The 24852-nt window shown below is 70.4% G+C and carries 25 protein-coding genes; 14 read left to right on the top strand and 11 right to left on the bottom strand.

Annotation, left to right across the window (positions count from 1 at the left end):
- Positions 1-20 precede the first annotated feature (20 nt).
- Entirely contained in the window at positions 21-767 is a 747-nt protein-coding gene (locus AAF430_08140; protein ID MEM7410186.1) for a hypothetical protein, read from the top strand.
- A 15-nt stretch (positions 768-782) separates the two neighbouring features.
- Here AAF430_08140 and AAF430_08135 read toward each other — a convergent pair whose 3' ends face one another.
- From AAF430_08135 to AAF430_08125, 3 genes are all read right to left on the bottom strand, one after another.
- A complete protein-coding gene (locus AAF430_08135) occupies positions 783-1274 on the bottom strand; it encodes a YHS domain-containing (seleno)protein (GenBank protein ID MEM7410185.1) in 492 nt (163 codons plus the stop codon).
- 70 nt (positions 1275-1344) lie between these two features.
- Positions 1345-1794: a hypothetical protein gene (locus AAF430_08130; GenBank protein MEM7410184.1), complete on the bottom strand. Its 450-nt coding sequence runs from the start codon at positions 1792-1794 to the stop codon at positions 1345-1347.
- 6 nt (positions 1795-1800) lie between these two features.
- Complete coding sequence (locus AAF430_08125; protein ID MEM7410183.1) at positions 1801-2067, bottom strand: hypothetical protein; 267 nt, start codon at positions 2065-2067, stop codon at positions 1801-1803.
- 158 nt (positions 2068-2225) lie between these two features.
- Here AAF430_08125 and AAF430_08120 point away from each other — a divergent pair, with 158 nt between their 5' ends.
- The 9 genes from AAF430_08120 to AAF430_08080 are packed head-to-tail and all read left to right on the top strand — an operon-like array spanning position 2226 to position 13380.
- Complete coding sequence (locus tag AAF430_08120) at positions 2226-2978, top strand: MerR family transcriptional regulator (protein ID MEM7410182.1); 753 nt, start codon at positions 2226-2228, stop codon at positions 2976-2978.
- The gene (locus AAF430_08115) at positions 2969-3667 is read left to right on the top strand and encodes a ubiquinone/menaquinone biosynthesis methyltransferase (protein ID MEM7410181.1); all 699 of its coding nucleotides are present in this window, start codon (positions 2969-2971) and stop codon (positions 3665-3667) included. The genes AAF430_08120 and AAF430_08115 overlap by 10 nt, the downstream gene beginning before the upstream one ends.
- Positions 3664-5058, top strand: coding sequence for a chorismate-binding protein (locus tag AAF430_08110; GenBank protein ID MEM7410180.1), 1395 nt, complete (start codon positions 3664-3666; stop codon positions 5056-5058). Before AAF430_08115 ends, AAF430_08110 begins: the two co-directional genes overlap by 4 nt.
- Entirely contained in the window at positions 5058-6863 is a 1806-nt protein-coding gene (gene menD, locus AAF430_08105; GenBank protein MEM7410179.1) for a 2-succinyl-5-enolpyruvyl-6-hydroxy-3-cyclohexene-1-carboxylic-acid synthase, read from the top strand. The genes AAF430_08110 and menD overlap by 1 nt, the downstream gene beginning before the upstream one ends.
- Positions 6856-7713: a 2-succinyl-6-hydroxy-2,4-cyclohexadiene-1-carboxylate synthase gene (menH, locus tag AAF430_08100; protein ID MEM7410178.1), complete on the top strand. Its 858-nt coding sequence runs from the start codon at positions 6856-6858 to the stop codon at positions 7711-7713. Before menD ends, menH begins: the two co-directional genes overlap by 8 nt.
- Positions 7706-8608, top strand: a complete 903-nt coding sequence (locus tag AAF430_08095; protein ID MEM7410177.1) for a 1,4-dihydroxy-2-naphthoate polyprenyltransferase — start codon at positions 7706-7708, stop codon at positions 8606-8608. Before menH ends, AAF430_08095 begins: the two co-directional genes overlap by 8 nt.
- Positions 8605-9708 (top strand): o-succinylbenzoate synthase, encoded by a 1104-nt coding sequence (gene menC, locus AAF430_08090; protein MEM7410176.1) that lies wholly within the window; start codon positions 8605-8607, stop codon positions 9706-9708. The genes AAF430_08095 and menC overlap by 4 nt, the downstream gene beginning before the upstream one ends.
- Positions 9699-11165 (top strand): o-succinylbenzoate--CoA ligase, encoded by a 1467-nt coding sequence (gene menE, locus AAF430_08085; protein MEM7410175.1) that lies wholly within the window; start codon positions 9699-9701, stop codon positions 11163-11165. Before menC ends, menE begins: the two co-directional genes overlap by 10 nt.
- A gap of 52 nt (positions 11166-11217) precedes the next feature.
- Entirely contained in the window at positions 11218-13380 is a 2163-nt protein-coding gene (locus AAF430_08080; GenBank protein MEM7410174.1) for a transporter substrate-binding domain-containing protein, read from the top strand.
- A gap of 15 nt (positions 13381-13395) precedes the next feature.
- On the opposite strand, the gene cysK is transcribed toward AAF430_08080, so the two are convergent.
- Both cysK and AAF430_08070 read right to left on the bottom strand, forming a co-directional pair.
- Positions 13396-14352 carry a cysteine synthase A gene (gene cysK, locus AAF430_08075; GenBank protein MEM7410173.1) on the bottom strand — a complete coding sequence of 319 codons (957 nt, stop codon included), beginning with the start codon at positions 14350-14352 and terminating at the stop codon, positions 13396-13398.
- A 289-nt stretch (positions 14353-14641) separates the two neighbouring features.
- Positions 14642-14935, bottom strand: a complete 294-nt coding sequence (locus AAF430_08070) for a YheU family protein (GenBank protein MEM7410172.1) — start codon at positions 14933-14935, stop codon at positions 14642-14644.
- A 47-nt stretch (positions 14936-14982) separates the two neighbouring features.
- Between AAF430_08070 and metF the strand changes: the two genes are divergently transcribed.
- On the top strand, positions 14983-15843 hold the full coding sequence (gene metF / locus AAF430_08065; protein ID MEM7410171.1) for a methylenetetrahydrofolate reductase [NAD(P)H]: 861 nt from the start codon (positions 14983-14985) through the stop codon (positions 15841-15843).
- Position 15844: 1 nt separating this feature from the next.
- Here metF and AAF430_08060 read toward each other — a convergent pair whose 3' ends face one another.
- Genes AAF430_08060 through AAF430_08045 form a run of 4 tightly spaced genes read right to left on the bottom strand, consistent with a single transcriptional unit; the run spans position 15845 to position 19034 of the window.
- Complete coding sequence (locus AAF430_08060; GenBank protein ID MEM7410170.1) at positions 15845-16441, bottom strand: glutathione S-transferase family protein; 597 nt, start codon at positions 16439-16441, stop codon at positions 15845-15847.
- Between the two features lie 2 nt (positions 16442-16443).
- A complete protein-coding gene (locus tag AAF430_08055) occupies positions 16444-17502 on the bottom strand; it encodes an ABC transporter ATP-binding protein (protein MEM7410169.1) in 1059 nt (352 codons plus the stop codon).
- A complete protein-coding gene (locus AAF430_08050; protein ID MEM7410168.1) occupies positions 17499-18155 on the bottom strand; it encodes an ABC transporter permease in 657 nt (218 codons plus the stop codon). Before AAF430_08050 ends, AAF430_08055 begins: the two co-directional genes overlap by 4 nt.
- Positions 18156-18158: 3 nt before the next feature.
- Entirely contained in the window at positions 18159-19034 is an 876-nt protein-coding gene (locus AAF430_08045; GenBank protein ID MEM7410167.1) for a substrate-binding domain-containing protein, read from the bottom strand.
- 78 nt (positions 19035-19112) lie between these two features.
- Here AAF430_08045 and greB point away from each other — a divergent pair, with 78 nt between their 5' ends.
- Entirely contained in the window at positions 19113-19616 is a 504-nt protein-coding gene (gene greB / locus AAF430_08040; GenBank protein MEM7410166.1) for a transcription elongation factor GreB, read from the top strand.
- 24 nt (positions 19617-19640) lie between these two features.
- Positions 19641-20039 (top strand): NfeD family protein, encoded by a 399-nt coding sequence (locus AAF430_08035; GenBank protein MEM7410165.1) that lies wholly within the window; start codon positions 19641-19643, stop codon positions 20037-20039.
- Positions 20040-20047: 8 nt separating this feature from the next.
- Here the strand turns inward: AAF430_08035 and AAF430_08030 are convergent, their stop codons facing one another.
- Both AAF430_08030 and lnt read right to left on the bottom strand, forming a co-directional pair.
- Positions 20048-21445, bottom strand: a complete 1398-nt coding sequence (locus AAF430_08030; GenBank protein MEM7410164.1) for an aldehyde dehydrogenase family protein — start codon at positions 21443-21445, stop codon at positions 20048-20050.
- 57 nt (positions 21446-21502) lie between these two features.
- Positions 21503-23107, bottom strand: a complete 1605-nt coding sequence (gene lnt, locus AAF430_08025) for an apolipoprotein N-acyltransferase (GenBank protein MEM7410163.1) — start codon at positions 23105-23107, stop codon at positions 21503-21505.
- A gap of 204 nt (positions 23108-23311) precedes the next feature.
- Between lnt and AAF430_08020 the strand changes: the two genes are divergently transcribed.
- Positions 23312-24496: an acyl-CoA dehydrogenase family protein gene (locus AAF430_08020; protein ID MEM7410162.1), complete on the top strand. Its 1185-nt coding sequence runs from the start codon at positions 23312-23314 to the stop codon at positions 24494-24496.
- The last annotated feature ends 356 nt before the right edge of the window (positions 24497-24852 follow it).

The raw sequence follows: 24852 nt of genomic DNA, 5'->3' as shown, positions 1-24852 counted from the left end.
CTGGAAGGACGGGAGGGGGAATGCGCAACGCGATCGGGCTCTGTGGAGTGCTCTTGCTGGTAGCGGTGGGAGCCGCCGCCGACGTGGTCGAGCTGCGGGATGGCCGCAGCCTCGAGGGCCGGTTCCGAGGCGCCACCCAGCAAGCGGTCCGCTTCGAGACCGGCGGCGTGGTACAGGTGATTCCGGTCGCCCAGATCGTCGCCGTGACCTTCCAGCCCGAGCCCGGCCCTGCGGCTGGGGTCGAGCCCGCTCCGCCGGCGGACCGATCCCTCGTGCCGAGCGTGGCGCCGACCGCTGCGCCGAGCGGCCCCGGCCAGGCGATCGCGGGCGGAAGCGCGCGCCCGGCTCCTCCCGCGGCGCGTCAGGAGCCTGCGATCCGCCGGATCGAACTGCCTGCCGGGACGCGCCTGCGCGTGCGACTGCAGGATTCGCTGGACCCGCGCCAGAGCACCGAGGGCGATCGCTTCGCCGGTTTCCTCGACGGCGCTCTCGTCACCGGCGAGACCACGCTGGTCCCGGCGCGCGCGCCGGTGTACGGCCGCGTCAGCGCGGCGAGCCCGACGGGTCCGCCGCTGCAGCGGCTGCGCCTCGAGCTGACCTCCCTGCAGGTGTCGGGTGCCCCGGTCGAGATCGTCACCGGCAACCAGGAAGGCGTCGGTGGCGCGGGAGTCGTGACCGAAACCGACAGCAGCGGACGCATCGCGAGCGGCAGCCTGCTCGAGTTCCGGCTGCTCCAGTCGGCCGAGTGGAGCGTCGAGGCTCCCTAGTTCGCCCCGATCGAATCAGCCATCGCGCAGGCCCGGCCAGTTCGCGTCGGCTTGTTCGATGAAGCGTGCGCGATCGGCGGTCCAGCGATGCTGGATGCGCGGGCTGAGGTTCAGATAGAGCTTCCCGTCGACGATCGTCCACGCCTCGGGGTCGATCCCGGCGGTGCTGCCGTGGGCGACCGCGAACGCACAGTAGCCACCGTACTGGGGCGCATAGCGCTCGGGGTCGGCGACGAAGAGGTCCCGGTGCTCGGCGCTCGCGAAGCGCCAGGTGGCACCGTTCCAGCGGTGCTCGTACTCGGCCTTGCCGGCGGTGGCGGCACCGTCGGCGAAGTAGGCGACGACGTCCGTGCCCTCCACGGCCACGCCGTTCCGGTCCTGGTGCACGGCTTCGACACCCGACGCGGCGTGGGCGAACAGCAGGGTCGCGAGGAGCGCCCAGGTCGTGCTCGCGAGAGACGGCGAGCGCGGGCGGGACGGCGAGCGCAGACGAGACGGGAATGACATCGGATCCTCCAGCGGGTTCATCGGTGGGGTGTCTCTGCGATGCCGGCTGGTGCTGCGGGATTCACGGGCGCTAGAGGGCCAGCCGAACCGCCCGCCCTTCCCGACCGGCGAGCACCACGAGGTACTGGAGCCGTGAGAGGGTGCGCTGGTACTCCCGGTTGTCGATCACGATGCAGTACTCCCGGGGCGGAGCGTCCGCGGCGCCGACCCGAAACTCCCAGGTCGCGCCATACGTGCTCCGGTCGGCCTCGTAGAGGATCCGCGACGCCTCGGACAACGCGCGCGGCTCGAGGACGGCGTCGCATCCCGCCTCGATCGGACCGACCGCCAGCGGAAGCCGGTTCAAGGCCTCGACGACGCCGTGACCGTGGAGAGCGTGCAGCGAGTTCGGCGCCAATCTCACACGGGCGCAGGTCACGACCTCTCCGTTCGGGTCGAGGACGAAGCTCGTGGCCTCCCCCGAGCGAAAACCGGGCTGTTCCGCCTCGGCCCGACTGTGGTCGTAGTAGACGCGCTCCACGCGCCGCTAGGAGTCCCCGTCGCATCGCGTCCGAGAGGGCACGACGCGCTGGCATTGGAGGCCTTGGGTCACCCCGCTCGAGAGCACCGCGCAGGCCGTGCTCTGGGCCATGGCGCGAGCCTGCTCGCGATCGGCGCCCGACGATTCGCGACAGGCCTCCCGGCCCGCAAAGGTCAGACACACCTCACAGGTGACGGCGGTCTGGCCCAGCGTGGTCCAGACCAGGGCCGCGAAGAAGATCCCGGCCAACAACACCCCCGCCGCCACGCGCATGAACACCTCCCGGGCCCGCCGCGCGGACCGCGCAGAGACGGGTAGCGCCTCTGGCCCCGGGGCGGGCGTCAGGCATGGGAAGCCGGACGGGCGAAGCGCCAAGTAATTGAAATTGCTAATGATTCGACGATTCGAGCAGTTACTCCTATAATGAATGCGTGGAATATCTCGTCGAAGCGCTGGCCTCCTCGACCGGAGTGGGAGTGGACACGATCCGCTTCTATCAGGGTCGCGGCCTGCTCGATCCGCCCATCCGCCGCGGTCGGGTCGCCTACTACGGCGAACCCCACGTGGAGCGGCTGCGGCGCATCCGGGATCTGCAGGGACAGGGGTTCAGTCTCGACCAGATCCAGAAGGTGCTCGCGTCCGAGCAGGGGGAAGAGCGCACCCTGCTCCAGGCCCTCGTGGATGCCCGCGTCGGCAATCGCACCTGGACCCTCCCGGAACTCGCGGCCGAGTCGGGTGTGCCCGAGGTGCTGCTGCGCGCCGCGATCCAGACGGGGCTGCTCGAGCCCCTCGATACCGACGGCGAGCCCCGCTTCAGCGAAGCCGATGTCGAGATCGCGCGCGTCGGGATGGATCTCCTGAAGGCGGGCTTTCCGCTGCACCTGCTCTTGCAGCAGGCCACCGCCCACAACCGGAACATCCGCGAGACCTGCGACGCCGCGATCGGGCTCTTCGACGACCACATTCGCAAGGGCGGCGAGACCGCCGGCGACCTTCACGCCATCACCGACCAGTTCCAGCAGCTGCTGCCGATGGTGACGCGGTTGGTGGCGATGCACTTCCAGCGCACGCTCGTGACGCGCGCGCTGCAGCGTCTCGACGGCAGCGAGGAGCGCGACGCGCTCGAAGCCGCTCTGGAAGCCTTGGATCAAGCGCGCCTCGAAGTGGAGGTCGCATGGCGATAGACGCCCTACCGCCGCCGGAAGAGAAGCGCGCCGCGGTGAAGGCGATGTTCGATCGCATCGCCCCGCGCTACGACGCGCTGAACCGGATCATGACCCTCGGGCTGGATCAGCGCTGGCGCAGCCGTGCGCTGGACGCAGCCGAAGTCGGTGCCGACGACATCCTGGTCGATCTCGCCTGCGGTACCGGGGATCTCGCCGAGCAGGCCGCGGCGCGGGGTGCCCAGGTGATCGGCGTGGACTTCGCGCGCGAGATGCTGCGCGGGGCCCAGCGGCGACTCGAAGGGGTTTCGCTGGCGCAGGGAGATGGCGCCGCCCTGCCCTTCGCGACGGGTTCGGCGACGGTCCTCACCTGCGGCTTCGCGCTGCGCAACTTCGTCGAGCTGGGTCAGGTGTTCCGAGAGATGGGACGCGTGTTGACGCCGGGCGGACGCCTGGTGCTGATCGAGGTCGACCGCCCTCCGAGCGGCGTGGTGCGCGCAGGACACTCGCTCTACTTCGATCGCGTCGTTCCGAAGGTGGGCGGCTGGCTTTCCGACCGTGCGGCCTATGCCTACCTGCCCCAATCGACGAGTTACCTGCCGGGCGACGACGATCTGCGCGAGATGCTCGAGCTCGCCGGCTTCAGCGAGATCACGAAGCAGCGATTGCTCCTCGGCACGGCCCAGATCCTGATCGGGGTGCGCTCGTGAGGCGGCGCGCGGAAACCACCCTCGCCGATGCGGCGGCAGAGGCGTGCGCCACCGCCGGTCGCGAAGCGCGTCGCCAATGGCTCGCGTGGACGCGGACCGATACGTCGGAAGGAGATCTCTTCGAACGGCTGATCGGCTCGCCGAAGGCCCGCTTCGGCTACGCCATTCCCGCGGCCGAGCGCGCCTGGGCGGGGCGAGGCCAGGCCGCGAGCGTGATGGCCCAGGGGACCCGTCGCTTCGAAACCGCGCAAGAGCGGATGGCGGATGTCTCGGCGCGACTCTGGTGGGGAACGGACACCGGCGGTGGTTCGTCCGGTAGCCCCCTGTGGGTCGGGGGCTTCGCCTTCGACGATGCGCCGAGCCACGGCCTGTGGGACGCCTTCCCGCCGGCGTGCTGGTGGATCCCCGAGACCCTGTGGACACGCACGGGCGAGCTCGGACACTGCACCGCCACGGTCGCCGTCGATCCAGGCGATGACCCGGCAACGACCGTCGAGCGCGTCGAAGCCGCGTGGGCGGTGGCCTCCGCCCCGACACCGACCGCCTGCCCCTCGCGCGCTGCCGAAGCGCTGCATCTGGAAACGGCCCGGGCTGCAGCCGAGCATCGCGCACTGGTCGAAGCGGCACTGGCCGCGATCTCGCGTGGCGAACTCGAGAAGGCCGTGGTGGCCCGCGCGCTGGACGTCGAGCGCGAGGCTCCGATCGACGTCTGGAAGCTCACTCACGAGCTGCGCCACGGTCACCCGGCGAGTGCGACGTTCTGGGTCGGGCTCGGCGATTCGGATTTCGTCGGGGCCACCCCGGAGCGCCTCCTGCGACGCGAAGGCAGCGAGATCCGCGCGATGGCGCTGGCCGGGTCGGCCGCGCGCGGCCGCGACCCGGAGGAGGACGGCCGCCTTCGCCGCGCACTCGTCGAGAGCAAGAAGGAACAGGCCGAGCACGCGGTGGCGGTCCGTGAGTTGCGCGACGCCCTCGAAGACGCGGGCGCCGAAGTCGACGCCCCGGATTCGCCGGGCGTGCTCGAGCTCGGCGGGGTGCGCCACCTGCACACGCCGCTGCGCGGCCACTTCGAGAGCGATGCTTCCCTCTTCGACGTCGCGCGACGCTCGCATCCGACCGCGGCCGTCTCGGGCGCGCCGCGGCTCGCGTCGCGCGCCTGGCTGGGTGAGCACGAAGCGCTCGAGCGCGGCTGGTACGCGGGGCTCGTCGGCTTCACCACCCCGGACGGCGAAGGCGAGCTATCCGCCGCGCTTCGCTGCGCGTTGGTCCAGGACCGACGCGCGCGACTCTTCGCCGGCGGCGGTATCGTGGCGGGCTCGGATCCGGACGCCGAGCTGCGCGAGACCCGTCTCAAGTGGAACGTCGTCCTGCCACTGCTGCTGGATCTCTAGTGGCTCCGCCGTCGGACACACCGCCGCCGGTCGCGAGCCCGGTGGCGGATGCACCGAACCGCAACCTGGCCGTGGCCCACGCCCTGTTCGAGGAATGGGAACGCGCTGTAGTGACGCATGTCTGCGTGTGTCCGGGCTCCCGCTCTGCCCCGCTCGCCATCGCGGCCGCCCAGGCGGCACTTCCCCACAGCGTTCACCTCGACGAGCGCTCGGCGGCGTTCTTCGCATTGGGCGTCGCGAAGGCCTCGCGCGCGCCCGCCATCGTGCTCTGCACTTCGGGCACGGCCGCCGCGAACTTCGCGCCCGCCGTCGTGGAAGCGCACTATGCGCGGGTTCCGCTGCTCGTGCTCACGGCCGACCGACCGCCCGAGCTGCGCGACTGGGGCGCCGGCCAGACCATCGACCAGCCGCGCCTGTACGGGAGCCATGTGCGTTGGTTCGCCGAGGCGCCCCTCCCCGAGGCCGACGAGGCCGGGCTCCGCTACGCACGCGCGCTGGCCTGTCGGGCCGCTGAAGTCGCGTCGGGGACCGTACCCGGCCCGGTGCATCTGAACCTGCCGTTCCGGGATCCGCTCGACCCGCGACCGGTGCCAGCCGACAGGGCATCCCCGCGTTCGACGGTGGCCGAAAGCGGCCGCGACCGGAGCGCCTACGCGCGCGTCGAAGCAGCGGCCCCGCTACCGAACGAGGCCGCCTTCGCAGGCCTGGTCGAGCAACTTCGTACCGCGGAGCGGGGTGTCGTCGTGGTGGGACCGCTCGATGCGACGCCGCGCGAACGCGACGCGCTGGTCGCGCTCGCGGACCGGTTGGGGTGGCCGCTGCTCGGCGAGGCCACCGCGCAGCTCGGCGGCGCCGGCATCGGCCGGGCCCACGCGCTGATGGCCGACCCGGACTTCGCTGCCGCCCACCGACCCGATGCGGTGCTGCGCTTCGGTGCCGCACCCACCTCGAAGCCCATTGCCCACTGGCTGCGCGACGCAGCACCGGACGTCTATGTCGTCGTCGACCCGGCGGAGCATTGGCACGATCCGGACCACCGGGCGAGCGAGTGGTGGCAAACCGAGATCGCGGCGTTTGCGGACACGCTGGCGTCGCAGCTCCCGAAACCGGAACAAGGCACTTGGCAGGCGGCCTTCGCCCGGGCCGACGCCGCTGCGGACCGCGTGCTGGAAGCGACACTCGCCGCCGAGGAGGAACTTCTCGAGGCGCGCGTCGCCCACGAGCTGATCGGGAGCCTCGGTCCCGAGGACGCCCTCTACGTCTCGAGCAGCATGCCGGTCCGCGACCTCGATCAGTTCTGGCCGAGCGGCCACGCGGGCCCCCGCGTGCTCTGCAATCGGGGTGCGAACGGGATCGATGGTCTGATCTCGTCGGCAGCCGGGGCGACCCACGCGCGCGGCGGGCGGACCGTCCTCTACGTGGGCGACCTCGCGTGCCTTCACGACCTCTCGGGTCTGCTCACCGCGCAACGGCTCGGCCTTCCGCTCACCTTGGTCGTGGTCGACAACGACGGTGGCGGCATCTTCTCGATGCTGCCGGTCGCCGCGTTCGGGGATGCCGCTTCGTTCGAAGAGGTCTTCCACACCCCGCATGGTCACGACCTCGTCCGCCTGTCGGAGGCAGCGGGCGTTCCGAGCGAGCGCATCACCTCCTGGCTCCATCTGCGCTCGGCGCTGAAGCAGGCCGCCGCGGCCGAGGGCCCGCGCTGTCTCGTCGTTCCCACCCGAGCCGCGGCGAGCGTCGAACAGCGACGCACGTTGCAAGCGGCGATGCACGAGGCCGCACGAGAGGCCTCCCTTGACTGAGCGTGTGACCCACGTCTCGGCCGCGGGCGTGTCCCTCGCCGTGCATGCCTGGGGCCGCGGACCGAGCGTGCTCGCGCTCCACGGTTTCACAGGAACCGGGGGCGGGTTCGCGCCGCTCGCCGCGCGGTGGTCGCAACGCTACCGCGTCGTCGCTCCCGACCTTGTCGGACATGGCGCCAGCGAGGCCCCGAGTGTCGCGGCGCCCTACGCGATGGAGGCTTGCGTCGAACAGCTGTCGGCCCTCATCGACGCGAAGGCGCTCGGGCGCGTGCATCTCTTCGGCTACTCGATGGGGGGCCGTACGGCCCTGGCCTTGGCCGCGCGCGCTCCCGAGAAGGTCGCGTCGCTGGCGCTGCTGGGGGCGAGCCCCGGGCTCGCCGGCGAAGACGAGCGCGCCGCGCGACGCGCGAGTGATGAAGCGCTGGCCGCGCGCATCGAAGCCGACGGCGTGGCCGCGTTCGTCGAGTCGTGGGAGTCGCTGCCACTCTTCGCTTCCCAGACCACCCGACTCGACGGCGACACCCGGGCCGCGCTTCGACGCGACCGGCTGTCCCAGCGCGCGTCGGGCCTGGCGGGTTCGCTCCGGGGCATGGGGACCGGCGCACAGCCGGCGCTGCACGCCGCCCTGGGAACGCTGTCGGTTCCCTGCTGGATCGCAGCCGGGGCCGAAGACACGAAGTTCGTCGCCATCGCCGACCAGATGGCTGGGCAGATCCCCGACGCGCAGCGCGTCGACGTCCCCGCAGCCGGGCACGCCGCGCACTGGGAGAACGCCAACTTCCTCGCCGCTTCCCTCTCGGAGTTCTGGAGCCGCGTCGAGGCCCGTTCGGAAGCGAGCCACGATGGCTGAAGCGGCGCTGGCCGAACGTCCCTCGGCCCTGCAAGCGTGGTGGCTCGCGAGCCGACCGCGCACGTTGCCCCTGGCGGTCGCGCCGGTTGCCGTCGGGACGGCGGTCGCCGCACACACGGCCGAGCCCCAGTGGCTTCCCGCCCTCGGCGCCCTGGCCGGGGCGCTGTGTCTGCAGATCGGGTCCAACTTCGTCAACGACTTCGCCGACGCCGAGAAGGGGGCCGACACCGAGGCGCGACAGGGACCGCCGCGCGCCGTCCAGCAGGGCTGGCTCACTGCCCATCAGATGCGACGCGGTGCCGTGCTCGCCTTCGGGCTGGCCTTCCTCGTCGGCCTCTACCTCGTCGCGGTGGGCGGCTGGCCGATCCTGGCGCTCGGGCTGGTATCGATCGCCGCGGGCTATGCGTACACCGGCGGGCCGTACCCGCTGGGTTATCACGGCCTGGGCGACGTCGCGGTGTTCCTGTTCTTCGGCCTCGGTGCGGTGTGCGGCACGGTCTGGGTGCAGCTCGGCACGCTGCCGCTCGAGGCGTGGTGGGCGGCGCTGCCCGTGGGCGCACTCGCGACGGCGGTGCTCTGCGTCAACAACCTGCGCGACGTGGCGACGGATCGGGTAGCCGGCAAGCGCACGCTGGCCGTGCGCTTCGGTGAGACCGCGGCGCGGGCCGAGTACACGGGGCTGGTCGCACTCGCCCTCGGTGTGCCGCTCGTGTGGTGGCTCCTGCTCGATGCCCAGTGGATCTGGCTTCCGCTCTTGTGCGCACCGCCCGCGATCGGCCTGGTGCGCGCGTTGCGCCGCGAACGAGGCTCGGCGCTCAACCCGATCCTCGAACGCACCGCGCGGCTGGCGCTGCTCTTCTCGGCGTTCTTCGCGGCGGGAATCGCGCTGTCGTGATCCAGGTCGCCGAGTTCTGCCTGCGACCCTTCACGCTTCCGTTGCGCACTCCACTGGCGACGGCCCACGGCACGATCCGAGCGCGCGAGGGCTGGATCGTGCTGCTGCGCGACGCTTCGGGCGAAGTCGGCTACGGCGAGGCCGCGCCCCTGCCCGGGTTCGGCCTGGAATCCCGGGAGGAAGCCGAAGCCGCCCTGCGCGCGGTGGGTGCAGAACTCTGCAAATTCGGCCGCCGGTCGCTGATGACGAACCTCGACCACGTCGATGCGATGGCGAAGGATCGCCCCTGTGCCCGGGGCGCCCTGGATACGGCCTTGCACGACCTCGCGTCGCGTTTGCAGGGGGTTCCCCTGTCCGCGTTGCTCGCCGACCGAGGGCGCCGGCGTCCGCGGGCACGCGTCGGGGTCGCGGCCCTGTTGAGCGCGACCGGCCCCAGCGATCTCGGCGAGGAAGCCGCCGCCGCCGTGGCTGCGGGGTTCCCGGCGCTCAAGCTCAAGGTAGGACTCGGCAACGCCGACCTGGAGCGCGTCGCCGCCGTGCGGCGCGTCTGCCCTGACGCCGTCGAGCTCCGGCTGGACGCGAACGGGGCGTGGGAGGAGGCGGACGCACGCGAACGACTGGCGGCGCTGGCGCCGTACCGGCCGGCCTGGGTCGAACAGCCGGTCGCCGACGTCGAGGCGCTGGCGCGTTTGCGGGAGACCTCGCCGGTACCGCTCGGCGCAGATGAGTGTCTGAGCAACCACGCGAGCGCGGGACGCATCGCCGAGCGGCAGGCCGCCGATGTCTGGGTGCTCAAGCCGGCGGTGCTGGGGGGGCTGCGCGCGACCCAGGCGATGGCCGAGCTCGCACGCGCCTCCGATGCACTTCCGGTGATCGGAGGCTTCCTCGACTCCGCGGTCGGGACGTGGGCCGCCGTGTCGCTGGCCGCTGCGCTCGCAAAGGGACCGCCGTCCGGGTTGGGTCCGGTACTCGCCGCCGACCTCGGGGCGCCCCCGCGCCTCGAGACCGGACACTTCCACGTGCCGACCGAACGCCGAGCGGTGCATGTCCACCTCGCCTGGGCTCCCGACGCCCCGATCGAAGCCATCCCATGCCCGTGAGTTCGCTCGATTGGCTGGCCGAGCGGGCCGCGCGAACGCCCGCCGCCCGCGCCCTCGAACGGGCCGACGTGCACCTCGACTACGGGGAGCTTCACCGTTCGGTGTCGGACGTCGCGAACGCGCTGGAGCGCTGTGGCCTCGGAGCGGGCGACCGACTGGCGGTCGCCTGTCCGGACGGCGTGCACCTCGCCCGCGCGGTCCACGCGGCGCGCCGGCTCGCGCTCTGCCTGGTTCCCTTGAACCGGCGCCTGACCGCCGCCGAGCTCGCGTTCCAGCTCGAGGACGCGGGCGCGGCCCTCTTGCTCCACGATCCCTCGGAACACGACGCGGTCGCGGCGGCGACCTCGGCCGGCGTACCGCACGTCGCGTGGCCCGACCTCGACCGCGGCGACGTCCTGGCGCTGTCACGTCCGGCCGATCCCGCGCTCGACGCTCGCGCGGCCACGCTGATCTACACCTCGGGCACGACGGGACGCCCGAAGGGCGCGCTCCTCACGCCCGCGAACTTCGAAGCCTCGGCCATCGCTTCGGCCTTCGGGCTGGGGTCGTCGCCCCAGGAACGCTGGCTCGCGTGCCTGCCTCTCTTCCATGTCGGAGGTCTCTCGATTCTCTGGCGCAGCGTGCTCCAGGGCAGCACCGTCGTCGTGCACGACCGCTTCGAGCCCGAACGCGTTGCAGACGCCTTGATGGAGGATGGCGTCAGCGCACTGTCGCTCACCGCGACGATGCTCGTACGCCTGCTCGACGTCTGGCCCCGCGGCGCCGTCCCGCCCGAGCTGCGCTTCCTGCTGCTGGGTGGGGGTCCGTGTCCACAACCGCTGCACGACCGCGCGCTGGCGAACGGCTTCCCCGTGGCGCTGACCTACGGGCTCACCGAGGCGACCTCGCAAGTGGCGACGAGCCCCCCCGAGCGCGCGAGCGATCCGGGTCTGATTCCACTCTGGGGAACCGAGGTGCGCGTGGTCGACGCGGAGGGTCGCGACACGGACACCGACGGGGAGATCTGGGTGCGTGGCCCGACGGTGATGCGGGGCTACTGGAACCGCCCCGAGGCGACGGCCGAGACGCTGCGTGACGGCTGGCTGCGCACGGGGGACCTCGGTCGCTGGGACGCCCAGGGCCGACTCCACGTGCTCGAGCGGCGCAGCGATCTGATCGTTTCCGGGGGGGAGAACGTCTACCCGGCCGAGATCGAGGCGGTGTTGAGCGCGCATCCCCAGGTTGCCGAGGTAGGCGTCGCGGGCCGCTCCGATGAGCGCTGGGGCCAGGTGCCCTGGGCGTGGATCGTCGCGCGCGACGGCGCATCCCCCACAGGAGAAGAGCTCGAGGGCTTCTGCCGCGCGCGACTCGCCGGCTACAAGGTGCCCGCGCACTTCGAAACGGTCTCGAGTCTCCCCCGAACGGCGGCCGGAAAGCTCCAGCGCCAGCGGCTCGGGCGGGAGGACAGCGACGCCTAGGCGCGCCGCCCATCCCTTTACACGACTCGCCGCGCCGTCCAGAATCGACCCGATGCAGGGGGGAACGGGTCTGCTCTCGCGCGGCGCGCGCACTCTGGCGCTCGGAGTCGCGCTGCTCGGCATCGCGTTGCTCACGTCGGTGTGGGCCGGAGTCGCCCGCGCCGACGACCTCGAGTCGATCCGACGCCGTGGCCACCTGCGCGTCGTGCTCCCGCGCTACGAGGCGTCGCCCGTGCTTCCCGCGGCGGGTCGTCCCCTCGAAGCCGAGCGCAGCCAGGCCGTCGCCCTTGCCCAGGAGCTCGGCGTGTCGGTGCGCTGGGTCTACGTCGACGGGTTCGACGAGGTGATTCGCGCGATCGCCGACGGACGCGGCGATCTCGCCGCCGAGAACCTGACGGTGACCCCGTCCCGCCGCGAACGCGTCGCCTTCACGGCGCCGGTGGCTGTCGTGCGTGAGCTCGTGGTCGCGCGGCGCGACGGGACCCGCTTGCGTGGCCCCGCCGACCTCGCGGGACGGCGCATCGGGGTGCGACGCTCGTCCTCGCACTGGGAACGACTGCAGGCGCTCGCGCAGGAGTTCCCGGATATCACGGTGGAGGCGGTCGACGAAGATCAGAGCCTCGAACATCTGCTGGCACGGGTGGCGCAGGGCGATCTCGACCTGACCCTCGCCGACAGCAACCTGTTGACGCCCCTCCTGCCCGCCCACCCCGAGCTGCGGGCCGCGTTCGCGCTCCCCGGGATGTCGCTGATCGCCTGGGCCCTCGCGCCCGACGCACCGAAGCTGCGTCGCGCGGTGGATGGCTTTCTCACGCGGATCCGCCAGGACCGTCGGTTCCCCGGGCGCTCGGTCGGCGACCTGGCCGCGATCCGCGAGCGCGGCGTGCTCCGCGTCCTCACCCGCAGCAACGCGGCCCACCACTACGTCTGGAACGGTCGGATCCTCGGCTTCGAGTACGAGCTGGCGCGTGAGTTCGCGCGCCGGCTCGGCGTCGAGCTCGAAGTGGTGGTGCCCCCCTCCCATGCGGATCTCGTTCCCTGGTTGCGGAAGGGACGCGGCGACCTGATCGCGGCCTCCCTCCTCCGGTCTCCCGAACGCGCCGAAGCGCTGGGCGTCTCCTTCTCCGAGCGCACCCAGCGGGTGCGCCCGATGGTGGTCGCGCGGCGGGACGAAGCTTCACTCGCCGACCTCACCGCGCTGGAGGGTCGACGCATTCACGTGCGACGCAGCAGCGCGCATTGGCAGATCCTGCACGCGCTCCGCGCGAGCGGCCTCGCGATCGAGATCGAGGCCGTGCCGGAGGATCTCGAGACCGAAGAGATCATCGAGGGCGTGGCGCTCGGCGTCTACGACCTCACCGTCGCCGACAGCCACATCGTCGACATCGCGCTGGCCTGGCGCGACGACGTCCGCGCTGCCCTGCCCCTCTCGGGGTCCACCGAACTCGGCTGGGCCGTGCGTCGGCACAACCCGGAGCTCCGCGCGGAGATCGACGCCTTCTTCCGCAAGGAGTACCGGGGCACCTTCTACAACGTGCTCGCGAAGCGCTACTTCCGATCGCCGGCCCGCATTCGACTCCACGCGGAGAATCGCGCCTCACGGGCGGGACGCCTGTCGCCCTTCGACGAGCTGCTACGGCGCTACGCCAGCCGCTACGGCTTCGATTGGCGCTTGATCGCCGCGCAGATGCACCAGGAGAGCAAGTTCGACCCGCGCGCGCGCTCCTTCGCGGGAGCGCGAGGCCTGCTGCAGGTGATGCCGCGCACCGCGCGTTCGGTGGGGCTTCCGAACGTCGAGCACCCGGAAACCGGCATCCACGCCGGCATTCGCTACCTGGCACGCCTGCGCGGTCGACTCGAGGACTCGCTCTCGGTCGCGGATCGCAACTGGCTCGCCCTCGCCGCCTACAACGCCGGCGAAGGGCACCTGGCAGACGCGCGTCGGCTCGCTCGCGAGCGGGGCCTCGACCCGAACCGCTGGTTCGGCCACGTCGAGACGGCGATGCTGGCGAAGCGCAGCCGCAGCGTCGCCGCGAAGAGCCCGATGGGCTACTGCCGCTGCGACGAGCCCGTTCGCTACGTGCGCGCTGTGCGCGACCGCTACCTCGCCTACGTCCAGGTGGCCGGCGAGGCGGTCCCGCCTCGTCGCGCACTCGAGTCGCCGGTCGCGCAGAACGCGATCGCAGGCCCTCGGACGGCCGACGCCACGCGCTAGCCCGCGCGGGTTCGCCTAGAGCGTGGAGAGCCAGGCCTCGTCCGAGCCTTCCTCGACGTCGTCGAAGAGCCAGGTCGACAGGTAGCGATCGCCGGTGTCCGGGAGCATGACCAGAATGGTCGATCCCTTCTCGGCCTGCTTCGCGATCTGGAGACCCGCCGCCAGCGTCGCCCCGGCTGAGAGCCCGACGAAGATGCCCTCCTCTGCAGCGAGACGGCGCGCGCACTCCTTCGACTCGTCCTCGCCAACGGGGATCAGCTCGTCGAAGACCTCGGCGTCGAGCACGTCCGGCACGAAGTCGGGCGTCCAACCCTGGATCTTGTGGGGCTGCCATTCCTTCCCCGCCAGGAGCGAGGCCGGCTCGGGTTCGGTGGCCACGATCTTCGTGTCGGGACGCGCGCGCTTGATCACCTGACCGGCGCCGGTGAGCGTGCCGCCCGTCCCCCAGCCGGTCACCCAGTAGTCGAGCCGACGGTTCGCGAAGTCGCGCAGGATCTCGGGTCCGGTGGTGTTGCGATGGTACTCGGGGTTCGCCGGGTTCTGGAACTGGCGTGCCAGGAACCAGCCGTGCTGCTCGGCGAGTTCTTCGGCCTTCTTCACCATTCCGGTGCCGCGCTCGGCCGCCGGCGTCAGGATCACCTTCGCACCGAACGCGCGCATCACCTTGCGCCGCTCGATCGAAAAGGACTCGGCCATCGTCGCCACGAAGGGATGGCCCTTCGCCGCACACACCATGGCGAGCGCGATGCCCGTGTTGCCCGAAGTGGCTTCGACGATGGTCTGGCCCGGCTTCAGGACGCCACGCTTCTCGGCGTCCTGGAGGATCGCGTAGGCGAGGCGGTCCTTGACCGAGCCGCCCGGGTTGAAGGCCTCGACCTTCGCGAAGAGATCGATGCCCGGAGGCGCGATGTGGTCGAGGCGCACGACCGGGGTGTTGCCGATCGTGTCGAGAATGCTGTCGTAGATCATCAGAACTCCTGGTGGCCGACCGCGTCCGGGTCGAAAGGCGGTGGTTGGCGCGGTCCGGGCGCGGCCGCGAGCGAGGCGGGGGTGTGTGGCGGATTCTCCTTCTCCCGTTACTCGCGCGCAACGGTCCATCGCAGCCCAAGGGTGCCCGTCCACCGACGGAGAGCACCGCGTTGACGGCAGCACCGTCGGCGGGACAGAATGGCCTCACTGGGTAAGGGGTTCGTTTTGCGACCCCGGTGTGGGGTCGACCTCGTCGGCTCCACACCTCTCGGCGCCCCGAAGCTGCGCGCGCCTACCCGTCGGGGAGTTCGCGGGCGGGCACCAGCGTGGTCGTCTCGGACCCCGGATCGAACACGATGCCGATCTCGCCGCGCTCGAGCTGGCGGCGCAGGTCGGCGACCTTCTCGGCCAGGCTGCGCTCGACGCTCCCGTAGTCGGTTCCGTCGCGGCTCGCGAACTCCTCGAGCAGGGCGCTCACGACCTCGGGCGGCAAGGCGTCGCGTGGCACGACCACGTGCTGCGGGGCGTCGTCGTCGAAATCGCCGGACATCGCGGGTAGGGTGTCGGCCCCGACGGATCGAGGCAAGGCTGCACGCGTCTCCTATACTCCTCCGACCCCCGGGGAAACCCGCCATGCAGATCGCCCAGCTCTACCAGCAGAAACGTCCGGTCGTCTCCTTCGAGTTCTTTCCGCCGAAAACGGACAAGGGCGTCGAGATCCTGATGCGTGCGGTGACCGAGCTCTCGGAGCTCGGCCCCGACTACATCTCGGTCACCTGCCCCCTCGAGAAGGGACGGCGCTCGCTCACCTTCACCCTGGTCGCGCGGATCCAGAACGAGTTCGACGTCCCGACCATGGCCCACCTGGTGACCGTCCACTATTCGCGCGACGAGGTGCGCGACGTACTCGCGGGCCTGCGCAGCGACGGCATCGAGAATCTGCTCGCCCTGCGCGGCGACCTGCCCGACGACGGCGAGATCGAACGAGAGTTCGCGTACGCATCGGACCTGGCCCGGGTCGCGCGCGAGCAGGGCTTCTCCGTCGGCGGCGCTGCCCATCCGGAGCAGCACCCGGACTCGGCGGATTGGGACACGGAGATGCTGGGTCTTCGGCGGAAGGTGGAAGCGGGCTGCGAATTCCTCGTCACCCAACTCTTCTTCGACAACGCCGACTACTTCGACTACGTCGATCGCGCGCGTACTGCGGGGATCGAGGTGCCGATCGTGGCGGGGATCATGCCGATCACGAGCCTGCCCGGCATTCGACGGATGGCGGCGATGAACGGTAATCGGATCCCCCAGGAGCTCGAAGCCGAACTCGAGGCCGCCGGAGACGATCCGAAGAGCGTCGAGGAGATCGGCGTTCGCCACGCGACGGCGCAGTGCGAGGCGCTGCTCGACGGCGGCGCGCCGGGCATCCACTTCTTCACGCTGAATCGCTCCCCTTCGACCCGCCGCATCTTCAAGGCGCTGCAAGCCTCGGGACGGGTCTAGCTCACCCCTGCGTGATCGGGATGTGCCCCGGCTGCGCGGCCACGCGTCCGATCCAGGCCCGCACGCGTGGAAACGCGCCGAGGTCGTACCCGCCTTCGTCGGCAACGTGGGTGTACGCGTAGAGCGCGATGTCGGCTACGCCGTAGGTTTCGACGAAGAAGTCGCGACCGTCCAGGTGCTCTTCCATGACCGCGAGCGCCTGTTCTCCCCGGACCCGTCGCTCGGGCACCTCCGAGGCGTGCTCCTCGAGCGCGCCCGTGTGCGCCCAGAAGCGCAGCACCGCGATGTAGGGCTCGTGGCTGTACTGCTCGAAGAAGAGCCAGCGCAATACCTGGGCGCGCTGGACGCGGTCCTGCGGCCAGAAGCGGGTGCCCTCGGCCAGGTAGCAGAGAATCGCGTTCGACTCGGGAAGCACCGTCCCGTCGTCGAGCACGAGGGTCGGGATCCGGCCGTTTGCGTTCAGCGCCAGGAACTCGGGCGTGCGTGTCTCGCCTGCGACGATGTCGAGCTCGATGCGCTCGACCCGACGCTCCAACTGATGGAGGAGCAGGCGCACCTTGTAGCCGTTGCCGGACTCGAGATAGTCGTAGAGGCGCATCGTCACTCCGCTTTCGCTCGGGGCTCGGGCATCCAGTGCAAGTGCCGCGCGCGCACCGCGAGCGCGACGGGTGCGCCTTCCGCGAGCTGTTGCGCTCGCGCGCTACCCGAGAGCAGCAGACCACGGAGGTCGGTCTGCCCGACCAGCACGTGGACCCGCACGAGCTGGCCATCATCGCGGAGGGCCTGGACGGTCCCGCTCGGCAGCGCGATCGCCTCGGTATCGTCGACCGCTCCGAGACACAGGTGTTCGGGGCGCAGACCGACGCTCCCGCGCGCGCCAGACTCCGCATCGGCGGGCGGTGGCAACACGAGGTCCGACCCGACGACCGCGCCCTCCGCCTCGATCCTCGCCGACCAGAGATTCTCCATTCCGACCAGAGCAGCGACCGCCGCATCCGCCGGACGCGAAAGCACCGCGTCTCGTGGGCCGACCTGACGCAGCTTCCCGTCGAGCAAGACGGCCACGCGATCGGCCAGGGGAAGCGCGCCGCGCAGATCGTGGGTGACCATCACGATCGCGATGCCCTCTGCGACGGCCAGCTGCCGCAACTCGTTCGCCAGACCGCGTTGGGCGGCGAGATCGAGATCGTCGAAGGGTTCGTCCAGCAGCAACACTTTCGGGTCGACGGCGAAGGCGCGGGCCAATGCCGTGCGGCGCCGCTCGCCCCCCGAGAGCACGCCGACACGACGTCCGGCCAGGCCCTCCATCCCGAAGCGCTCGAGCGCCCGCAGCGCCTTGGCATCGGCAGCGTCACGCGGCACTCCACGGCCTCGCAGGGCGACGCGCACGTTGTGCAAGACCGTCCCCGAGAAGAGCGCCGGCTGTTGGAACACCAGCGTCGCCGTCTCGGGCCCGATTCCGTGCAGCCGTCCCGTCACGTCCGACTCGAGCCCGGCCAGCACGCGCAGGAGCGTGCTCTTCCCCGCGCCGTTCGGCCCGAGCACCACCAGCACTTCGCCGGGTTCCACCGCGAGCGCATCCACCTCGAGACGGAACGCTCCCGTCTTCGAACGGCGCTCGACGACGACCTCGCGGAGCTCGAGAACCGCTGCGCTCACGAGCGTCCACTCTGCTGAACGACGGTCAGGAGCGCCGCCAGCGAGATCATCAAGCCGAAGAGCACGGCGGCGAGCCCCAGAGCCGCTTCGAAGTCGCCCATCTGGGTGTGCATCAGGATCGCGGTGGTGAGCATGCGGGTCTCACCGCGCAGGTTGCCGCCGACCATCATGACGGCACCGACTTCCGAGAGGATCCCTCCGAGCGCCGCGATCACCGCCGCGAACAGCCCGAGGCGGATCTCTCGAAGCAAGAGCCAGCCCCGCCACCCGGTCGAGACGCCGAGGGTGCGCACCTGGAGCATCCAGTCCTCGGGAAGCGCCGCGACGGCGGCCAGCGTGATACCGACGACCATCGGCAGCGCGATCAGCGCCTGGGCCAACACCATCGCCCAGGGCGTGTACATCCAACCGAGGCCACCAAGGGGACCGCTGCGCCAGAGGAGCAGTGCCACCAACAGACCCACCACCACCGGCGGCGCTCCCATGCCCGCGTTGACACCGGTCACCACGGCTGCACGCCCCGAGAATCGCCGTTGGCCGAGGAAGATGCCGATCGGCAACCCGATCCCGAGCGCGATCATCAGGGCCGACCCGCTCACGGCGAGGGTGCGCAGGGTGATCTCGACCAGCTCTCCTTCACCCAGGCCGATCATGCGCTAGTTCGCCGCGGCCGACTCGACCCCGCGCAACGGTTGGAAGAGCGGGGCTCCGAAGCGGTCGGTGCCGTACTGGCCAATGGTGCGCTGTACGTCGGGCGCGACGAGGAAGCGCTCGAAGGCTTCGGCTTCGACGGTGCGGACGCGCCCGGGGAAGCGCGACGGGTCGACGCGCAAGATGGAGTAGACGTTTTCGAGCACGGGCTCGTCACTGCTGTGCCGCACGAGCCCGGTGCGCTCCCGGTAGTTCAGGAAGGTGCCGAGGTCGGACAAGATGTAGGCCCGACGCTCGGCCGCGACCTGCAGCGAGAAGCCCATGCCCGAACCGGTCTCGATCACGCCTTCCCAGGGCGCTTTCGGGTCGAGGCCAGCCGCGCGCAGCAGTGCCTGCTCCTTGCGATGGGTTCCCGAATCGTCGGCGCGGCTCACGAATGGTGCACCCGCGGTGGCAATGCGCTGGAGCGCAGCCGTCACGCTGGTAGCGCTACTCGCGGCTACCGGATCCGACGCGGGGCCCACCAACACGAAGTGGTTGCGCATGAACGGGACCCGCGCGACGGCGGCCCCTGCCGCCACGAGCTGCTCGTCCCCAGCCTTGGCGTGGGTGACCAGGACATCGGCGTTGCCCTCGGCTCCCATGCGCAGCGCGGCCCCGGTGCCCACCGCCACCACCTGGACTTCGATTCCGGTACGCTCGCGAAACAGCGGCAACAGGCGGTCGAGCAGACCCGAGTCGCGGAAACTCGTGGTGGTCGCGAGGAGCAGCCGGTGCGCCCCGCCCTCGGCGCCAGCGGGCGCTCCCGGGGTCGCCAGAGCGGCCCCGAGCGCGATCGCCGCAAGCCAGCCGAGTCCGGAGAGAATCGAGCGAATGCGCACCAAGGCCTCGAGTGGGACGGGGTTTCAGGGAACGGCCGAGAATACCGGAAGCGTCGTGCGCCGCGCGAGGCGACGCCGATGAGCCGGCGCCCCACGCAGCGCCCGCCGCGCTCGCCCTACATCACGCGCGCGGGCGAGCAGCGGCTGCAGGACGAATACCAGCAGCTGTGGTCGGTCGAGCGTCCGAAGGTGGCCCACGAGGTCGGTGAAGCGGCGGCCCTGGGCGACCGATCGGAGAACGCCGAGTACATCTACGGTAAGAAGCGCCTGCGCGAGATCGACAGCCGCCTCGAATTCCTGAACAAGCGCCTCGACGAACTCGAGGTCGTGCAACCCCGGGACCGCGGCGACGGCAAGGTCTACTTCGGTGCGTGGGTCTCCCTCGAGGCCGAAGACGGCAGCCAGGTGGAGTACCAGATCGTCGGACCCGACGAATTCGACGTCGAGGCCGGGCGCATCAGCATGGACTCCCCCGTCGGGAAGGCGCTGCTCGGCAAGGCCGAAGGCGATGAGGTCGTCGTACGCCGCCCCAAGGGCGACATCGTCTACGAGATTCTGGGCGTCCGGTATTCCACTGGCTAGATCCGGGTTCGGGCCCGAAACACGATGATGATCTCCAAGACCTTCCGCCGTTACCTGCTCCTCGAGCTGCCGGGTTGGACCCTGGCTGCGGTGTTGCTCTGGTTCATCGTCGATCGCTGGGGGCTCGCGCTCCATTGGGCGGTGCTCTTGTGGCTCGGCTGGGTGGCGAAGGACTTCGCGCTCTACCCCTGGCTGCGCAAGGCCTACGAAGATGGTCCGGACGCCGCGGAGCTGTTGGTGGGGCGCGAAGGCGAAGCCCTCGATCGCCTCGACCCGGGCGGATACGTGCGGATCGGCCCCGAGCGCTGGCGCGCGGAGCTCGGCCCCGACCACGACGCCGTCGACGCCGGCGCACGGGTGCGCGTCCGCGCGGTGCACGGACTCACCCTGGTCGTCGCGGCAGTCGTGGACGAGCGGGGCTGACCCCGGGTTCAGCCCTTCGCGACGTTGAGGGTCTGGAGCTCGGTGAACCCGAGCAGCCCCCAGGGCCCGTTCTCGACGCCGACGCCGCTCCACTTCGCCCCACCAAAGGGCGCGTGGGGCACGATGTCGACGTGCTTGTTGACCCAGGCGGTGCCGCACACGAGCCGCGACGCGACATCGGTGGCGCGCTCGACGTCGTTCGACCACACCGAACCCGACAAGCCGAACTCGGTGCCGTTCGCGCGCTCGACCGCGTCGTCGACGTCCCGGTAGGAGAGCAGCGGCAGCGCCGGACCGAACTGTTCTTCGTCGACCAGCCGCACGCCCTCGGCCACGTCGGTGACGATCGTGGGCTCGAAGAAGTAGCCGTCGCCGCTGCGGGCGCCGCTGCCGTGGATCGTCGCGCCCGCGGCCTTGGCGTCTTCGAGCAGCTCGCAGACGCGCTCGAACTGGGGCGCGTTGTTGATCGGACCGATCTGAGACGCCGCGTCGAGACCGTCGCCCACGACGACGCCACGCGCGATGTCGGTGAGCGCGTCGCGCACGTCGGCGAGGCGATCCTCGTGGACGAACACGCGCTTCACCGCGCTGCAGATCTGGCCGCTGTTCTCGAAGGCGCCCCAGAAGAGCCTCTCGGCCACGGCGCCCGGATCGACATCGGGCAGCAAGATGGCCGCGTCGTTGCCCCCGAGCTCGAGGGTGAGGCGCTTCAGGTCGGGCGCGGCCGCGGCAGCGACGCGCTTACCGGTGGCGACCGAGCCGGTGAAGGAGATCTTCCGCGGGATCGGGTGCTCGGTGATCCAGGCGCCGAGCTCGTCGCCGCCAGACACCACGTTGAGCACGCCCGGCGGCAAGACGTCGCGCAGGATCTCGCCGAGCACCAGCGTCGAGAGCGGCGTGTAGGGCGAGGGCTTGATCACCACCGTGTTCCCGGCGAGGAGCGCTGGCGCGATCTTCCAGACGCCCAGCAAGACGGGAAAGTTCCAGGGCGTGATCGCTCCGACGACGCCGAGCGGACGGCGGCGCACTTCGATGCGGGCCTTCTCGTCGTCCTGGACGACTTCCACCGGGATTTCCAACCCGGCCGTGAAGTCGAACCAGACGGCCGAGCCCATGAACTCGCCGATGGCCTTCTGGAGCGGCTTCCCCTGCTCTTGGGTCAACACCCGCCCCGCTTCGGGTGCGGCCGCGCGCAGGGCCGCCGCGCAGTCGCGCAGGGCCTGCCGGCGGGCCTGCTCGTCGCGGCTCCAGGGACCGAAGGCCGCCTGGGCCGATTCCATCGCCTCGTCGAGCTGAGCCCGGGAGCAATCCGGGGCCTGGGCGAAGGCCGCGCCGGTGGCGGGGTTGATGACCTCGCGGGCGCCAGCGCCGGCGACCGCCTTTCCGTCGATGGTGAGGGTGTGCATGAGGGAGATCCTTTCGCGGGCGAAGGGAGGATCATACCGCCCTGGACGCGTTTCGGTTCAACCTCGATGGCGGCGGCTCCTTCCGACGAAGGAGCGAGCCAACCCTCCGGCAACGCAGCCGAACCCGACGGGCAACGCGAGGATCGCGACGCGTTCGCGGTGGGTCGGAGGCACCACCGTGGTCGGGAGCTTCACGCGCAGGGACGCATAGCGATCGAGGGGCAGCTGCCGCGCGATCCGACCGTAGGGATCGACGTGGGCCGTGCGGCCCCCGTGCGCGACCCGGAGCAACGGCAATCGCTGTTCGATGGCGCGATAGCGGGCCATCGCGAGCACGTGATCCGTGACCGTCTCCGAGCCGACCCAGCGGTCGTCGGCCAGGTGGACGATGGCCACGCTGTCCTGGGTTCGGCGTCCCGCGACCAGGGAAGGAAGCAGCGCCTCGAAACACAGCGCGACCACGACGGGATGCGGGCCACGAAGCGGTAGCGCCGAAGTCTCCTCCTCGACGCGCAGCCCGCGTCCGGCGGCGCCAATCAGCGTAGAGACGATCCCTCGGCCCGGGAACCCGCTCCCGCTCTCCACCACGGGCACCGCGCGCTCCTTGTCGAGGCGCCCGACGATGCCCGCCCGCGGTGCGATCCACAGGGCCGCGTTGCGATACCGGCCGGCTGTCTCCGAACGCATCACCATCCCGGTGAGAACGGGGGTCCCCAACGCGGTCACCCAGTCCGTGACTTCCCTCTCGAGTTCGCGGTGTCCGTCGAGGGGAGTCGTCAACAGGTTCTCGGGCAGCACCACCGCATCGGGTCGCCTCGAACCGGCCTCGAAGGCGCGTCGCGTCTGATCCCGCACCCGCTCCAGGTGCAACGGCTGAGAGCGGGCGACCCAACGATCGCCGCGCGGCAGGTTGGGCTGGACCACCAGCCATTCGCTCGAACCCGACGACGCGGGCGTCGCTCGGATCGCCTCCGCAACCCACACCCCACAGGCGGCGAGACCGAAGACTGCCGCCGCCAGTGCGGTGGCCGGCGGGAACGCGCGCGCTCGCTCGGTGCGATGGGCCGCGCCGATCCACTCGGCCGTCGCCAGGTTCGACGCGACGAGCAGCGCCGAGATCAACGGCACCCCTCCGACGAGCGCCAACTGCGCCACGCCCAGAGCGCCCCACTGGGTGTGGCCGAGTAGCGCCCAGGGCACGCCCGAGACCGACACCCAGGTCTCGATTGCGAAGATCGTCAGCGCGGCGATGCCGCACCGACACCCGAGTGAGGCATAACGACCGAGGGCGATCGCGGCGCCGAGTCCGAGGAACACCGGGAGCTTCACGGCCGCGACGGCGAGCAGCGCGGCCGACCAGGACCCGAGCGGCGACGCTCCCTGCGAGCGGAGCGCCGAGGGCGCCCAACCGGCGACCCCCGCGCCGTAGACGAGCCCCACCCCGATCGCGAGGCCGGCCTGCAGGCGCGGACGCGCCGATCGCGCCGCGACGATCCAGGGGACCAACGCCACGCTCGCCAGGAACCAGGCGCGGGGCAGATGGAGAGGCACCGCGAGGAGGCCGCCCGAGGTCAGGGCCAGGAGGATGCGGGGAAGGGCCGAAATGCAGCGTGCCTCGCGTGGAGTCGCTGCGAGCGTTCCACGCGGGGGGCGCGGCCCCATCCCTCCGCGGGCGACGGATCCGGGCAATGACCCGCTTTCTCCCCCGAAAGGCGACGAAACTCGTCGAGCCGTGCGGCCTGACTCTCAGTCACGGTGCAATCTGGGGCGGGTCTCCTTAAAATGTCAGGGTTCCTGTCTAAAACACCGCGCCAGGGCCCCGCGCGCCGGCTCGACACCCGGCCCGCCCAGCGCAGGAGGACCCCCATGGATCTGTCGTATTCCCCCGAGCAGCTCGCCTTCCGCGACGAAGTGCGCGCCTGGATCGCCGAAGCGATGCCGCCCGAGATGAAGCGCAAGGCCGATGCCGGCGCGAGCTTCAGCCACGCCGAGACCATGGAGTGGCACAAGATTCTCTACAAGAAGGGCTGGATCGCCCCGAACTGGCCCAAGGAAGTGGGCGGCACGGGCTGGGACATCGGCCGCCGCACGATCTTCCAGGACGAGATCGTCCAGGCGAACACGCCCGAGCTCTCGCCCTTCGGTCTCGTGATGGTCGGGCCGCTGATCATCCAGTTCGGCACCGACGAGCAGAAGGAGCGCTTCCTGCCCAAGATCCTCTCGGGCGAAGAGGTCTGGTGCCAGGGCTACTCCGAGCCGAACTCGGGCTCGGACCTCGCGAGCCTGCAGCTCCGCGCGGAGAAGGACGGGGACGACTACATCCTCAACGGCCAGAAGACCTGGACGACCTACGCCCAGAACGCGGACTGGATCTTCGTGCTCTGCCGCACCGACAACAGCGGCCGCAAGCAGGAGGGCATCTCCTTCCTGCTCGCCGACGTGAAGAACACGCCCGGCATCACGGTCAAGCCCTTCCTCACCACCGGCGGCACGGAAGCCTTCAGCGAGACCTGGTTCAAGGACGCCCGCGTCCCCCAGGAAAACCGAGTCGGCCCCGAGCACGGTGGCTGGAAGATGGCGAAGGCCCTGCTCGGCCACGAACGCACGTCGATCGGCGGAGTCTCGGAGAGCGGCAAGTGGGTGAAGCGCGTGAAGCAGATCGCCGCGAACCGCCCGGTCGGTTCGGGCACGCTGCTCGACCAGCCCCAGTTCCGTCGCCGCATCGCCCAGCTCGAGATGCGCTTCCGCGCGGTCGAGATGGCGAACCTGCGGACGCTGGCCGCGGCCCAGCTCGGCCACGCGCCGGGGCCCGAGAGCTCGATCATCAAGGTCGTGGGCACGGAGCTCCAGCAGGAGCTGACCGAGCTCGCGATGGACGCGATGGGGCACGGGGCCCTGGGCTGGTTCGATTCGCCGGAAGAGGCGCTCCCCGAGCACGAGCGCTGGGTGGCTTCGCAGTTCAACTACCTGCGGGCGGCCACGATCTACGGTGGATCCAACGAGATCCAGAAGAACATCATCTCGAAGCACATCCTGGGTCTGCCCAGCTAACCCGACTTCTAAACTTTGTGCAGAATTCTACTGACTAGAGATCATTGTTTAGAGGTCAGTGGGCTGAGATTGCGTTGAAACGATGTTTTAAATTTTACATTGTTGTAGGTGAAGGATTTATGGAGAGCCAGCACCTGACTTGAAGTTCTTTCCTGATTATAACAGTGAAAGGTGGCGACCCAGCATGTCACTACCTGACGGAGGCCAGCTGCAAGGCAAATATTTTTTAACCATCCGATTGTAGTGTTTTGTAAATCATCATCTTCCCTCTCAACATTACATCCTATTTTATGTACATGAAATTTGGCTGCACCCTACGACTAGTGTTGGTGAGCTCCATGCCAAATTAATTTTAT

Source organism: Myxococcota bacterium (genome assembly GCA_039030075.1).
In the GTDB taxonomy this organism is placed as follows: domain Bacteria; phylum Myxococcota_A; class UBA9160; order UBA9160; family SMWR01; genus JAHEJV01.
Note: the sequence above shows the minus strand (reverse complement) of the source record. Positions and strands in the feature narration are given on the sequence as shown.

Coding starts and splice junctions, on each gene's coding strand:
- AAF430_08095 (MEM7410177.1), top strand. CDS start 7,706: ATGGCTGAAGCGGCGCTGGCCGAACGTCCCTCGGCCCTGCAAGCGTGG.
- AAF430_08115 (MEM7410181.1), top strand. CDS start 2,969: ATGGCGATAGACGCCCTACCGCCGCCGGAAGAGAAGCGCGCCGCGGTG.
- greB (MEM7410166.1), top strand. CDS start 19,113: ATGAGCCGGCGCCCCACGCAGCGCCCGCCGCGCTCGCCCTACATCACG.
- AAF430_08135 (MEM7410185.1), bottom strand. CDS start 1,274: ATGTCATTCCCGTCTCGTCTGCGCTCGCCGTCCCGCCCGCGCTCGCCG.
- metF (MEM7410171.1), top strand. CDS start 14,983: ATGCAGATCGCCCAGCTCTACCAGCAGAAACGTCCGGTCGTCTCCTTC.
- AAF430_08030 (MEM7410164.1), bottom strand. CDS start 21,445: ATGCACACCCTCACCATCGACGGAAAGGCGGTCGCCGGCGCTGGCGCC.
- AAF430_08035 (MEM7410165.1), top strand. CDS start 19,641: ATGATGATCTCCAAGACCTTCCGCCGTTACCTGCTCCTCGAGCTGCCG.
- lnt (MEM7410163.1), bottom strand. CDS start 23,107: ATGGGGCCGCGCCCCCCGCGTGGAACGCTCGCAGCGACTCCACGCGAG.
- AAF430_08080 (MEM7410174.1), top strand. CDS start 11,218: ATGCAGGGGGGAACGGGTCTGCTCTCGCGCGGCGCGCGCACTCTGGCG.
- AAF430_08060 (MEM7410170.1), bottom strand. CDS start 16,441: ATGCGCCTCTACGACTATCTCGAGTCCGGCAACGGCTACAAGGTGCGC.
- menE (MEM7410175.1), top strand. CDS start 9,699: ATGCCCGTGAGTTCGCTCGATTGGCTGGCCGAGCGGGCCGCGCGAACG.
- AAF430_08125 (MEM7410183.1), bottom strand. CDS start 2,067: ATGCGCGTGGCGGCGGGGGTGTTGTTGGCCGGGATCTTCTTCGCGGCC.
- AAF430_08140 (MEM7410186.1), top strand. CDS start 21: ATGCGCAACGCGATCGGGCTCTGTGGAGTGCTCTTGCTGGTAGCGGTG.
- AAF430_08020 (MEM7410162.1), top strand. CDS start 23,312: ATGGATCTGTCGTATTCCCCCGAGCAGCTCGCCTTCCGCGACGAAGTG.
- AAF430_08050 (MEM7410168.1), bottom strand. CDS start 18,155: ATGATCGGCCTGGGTGAAGGAGAGCTGGTCGAGATCACCCTGCGCACC.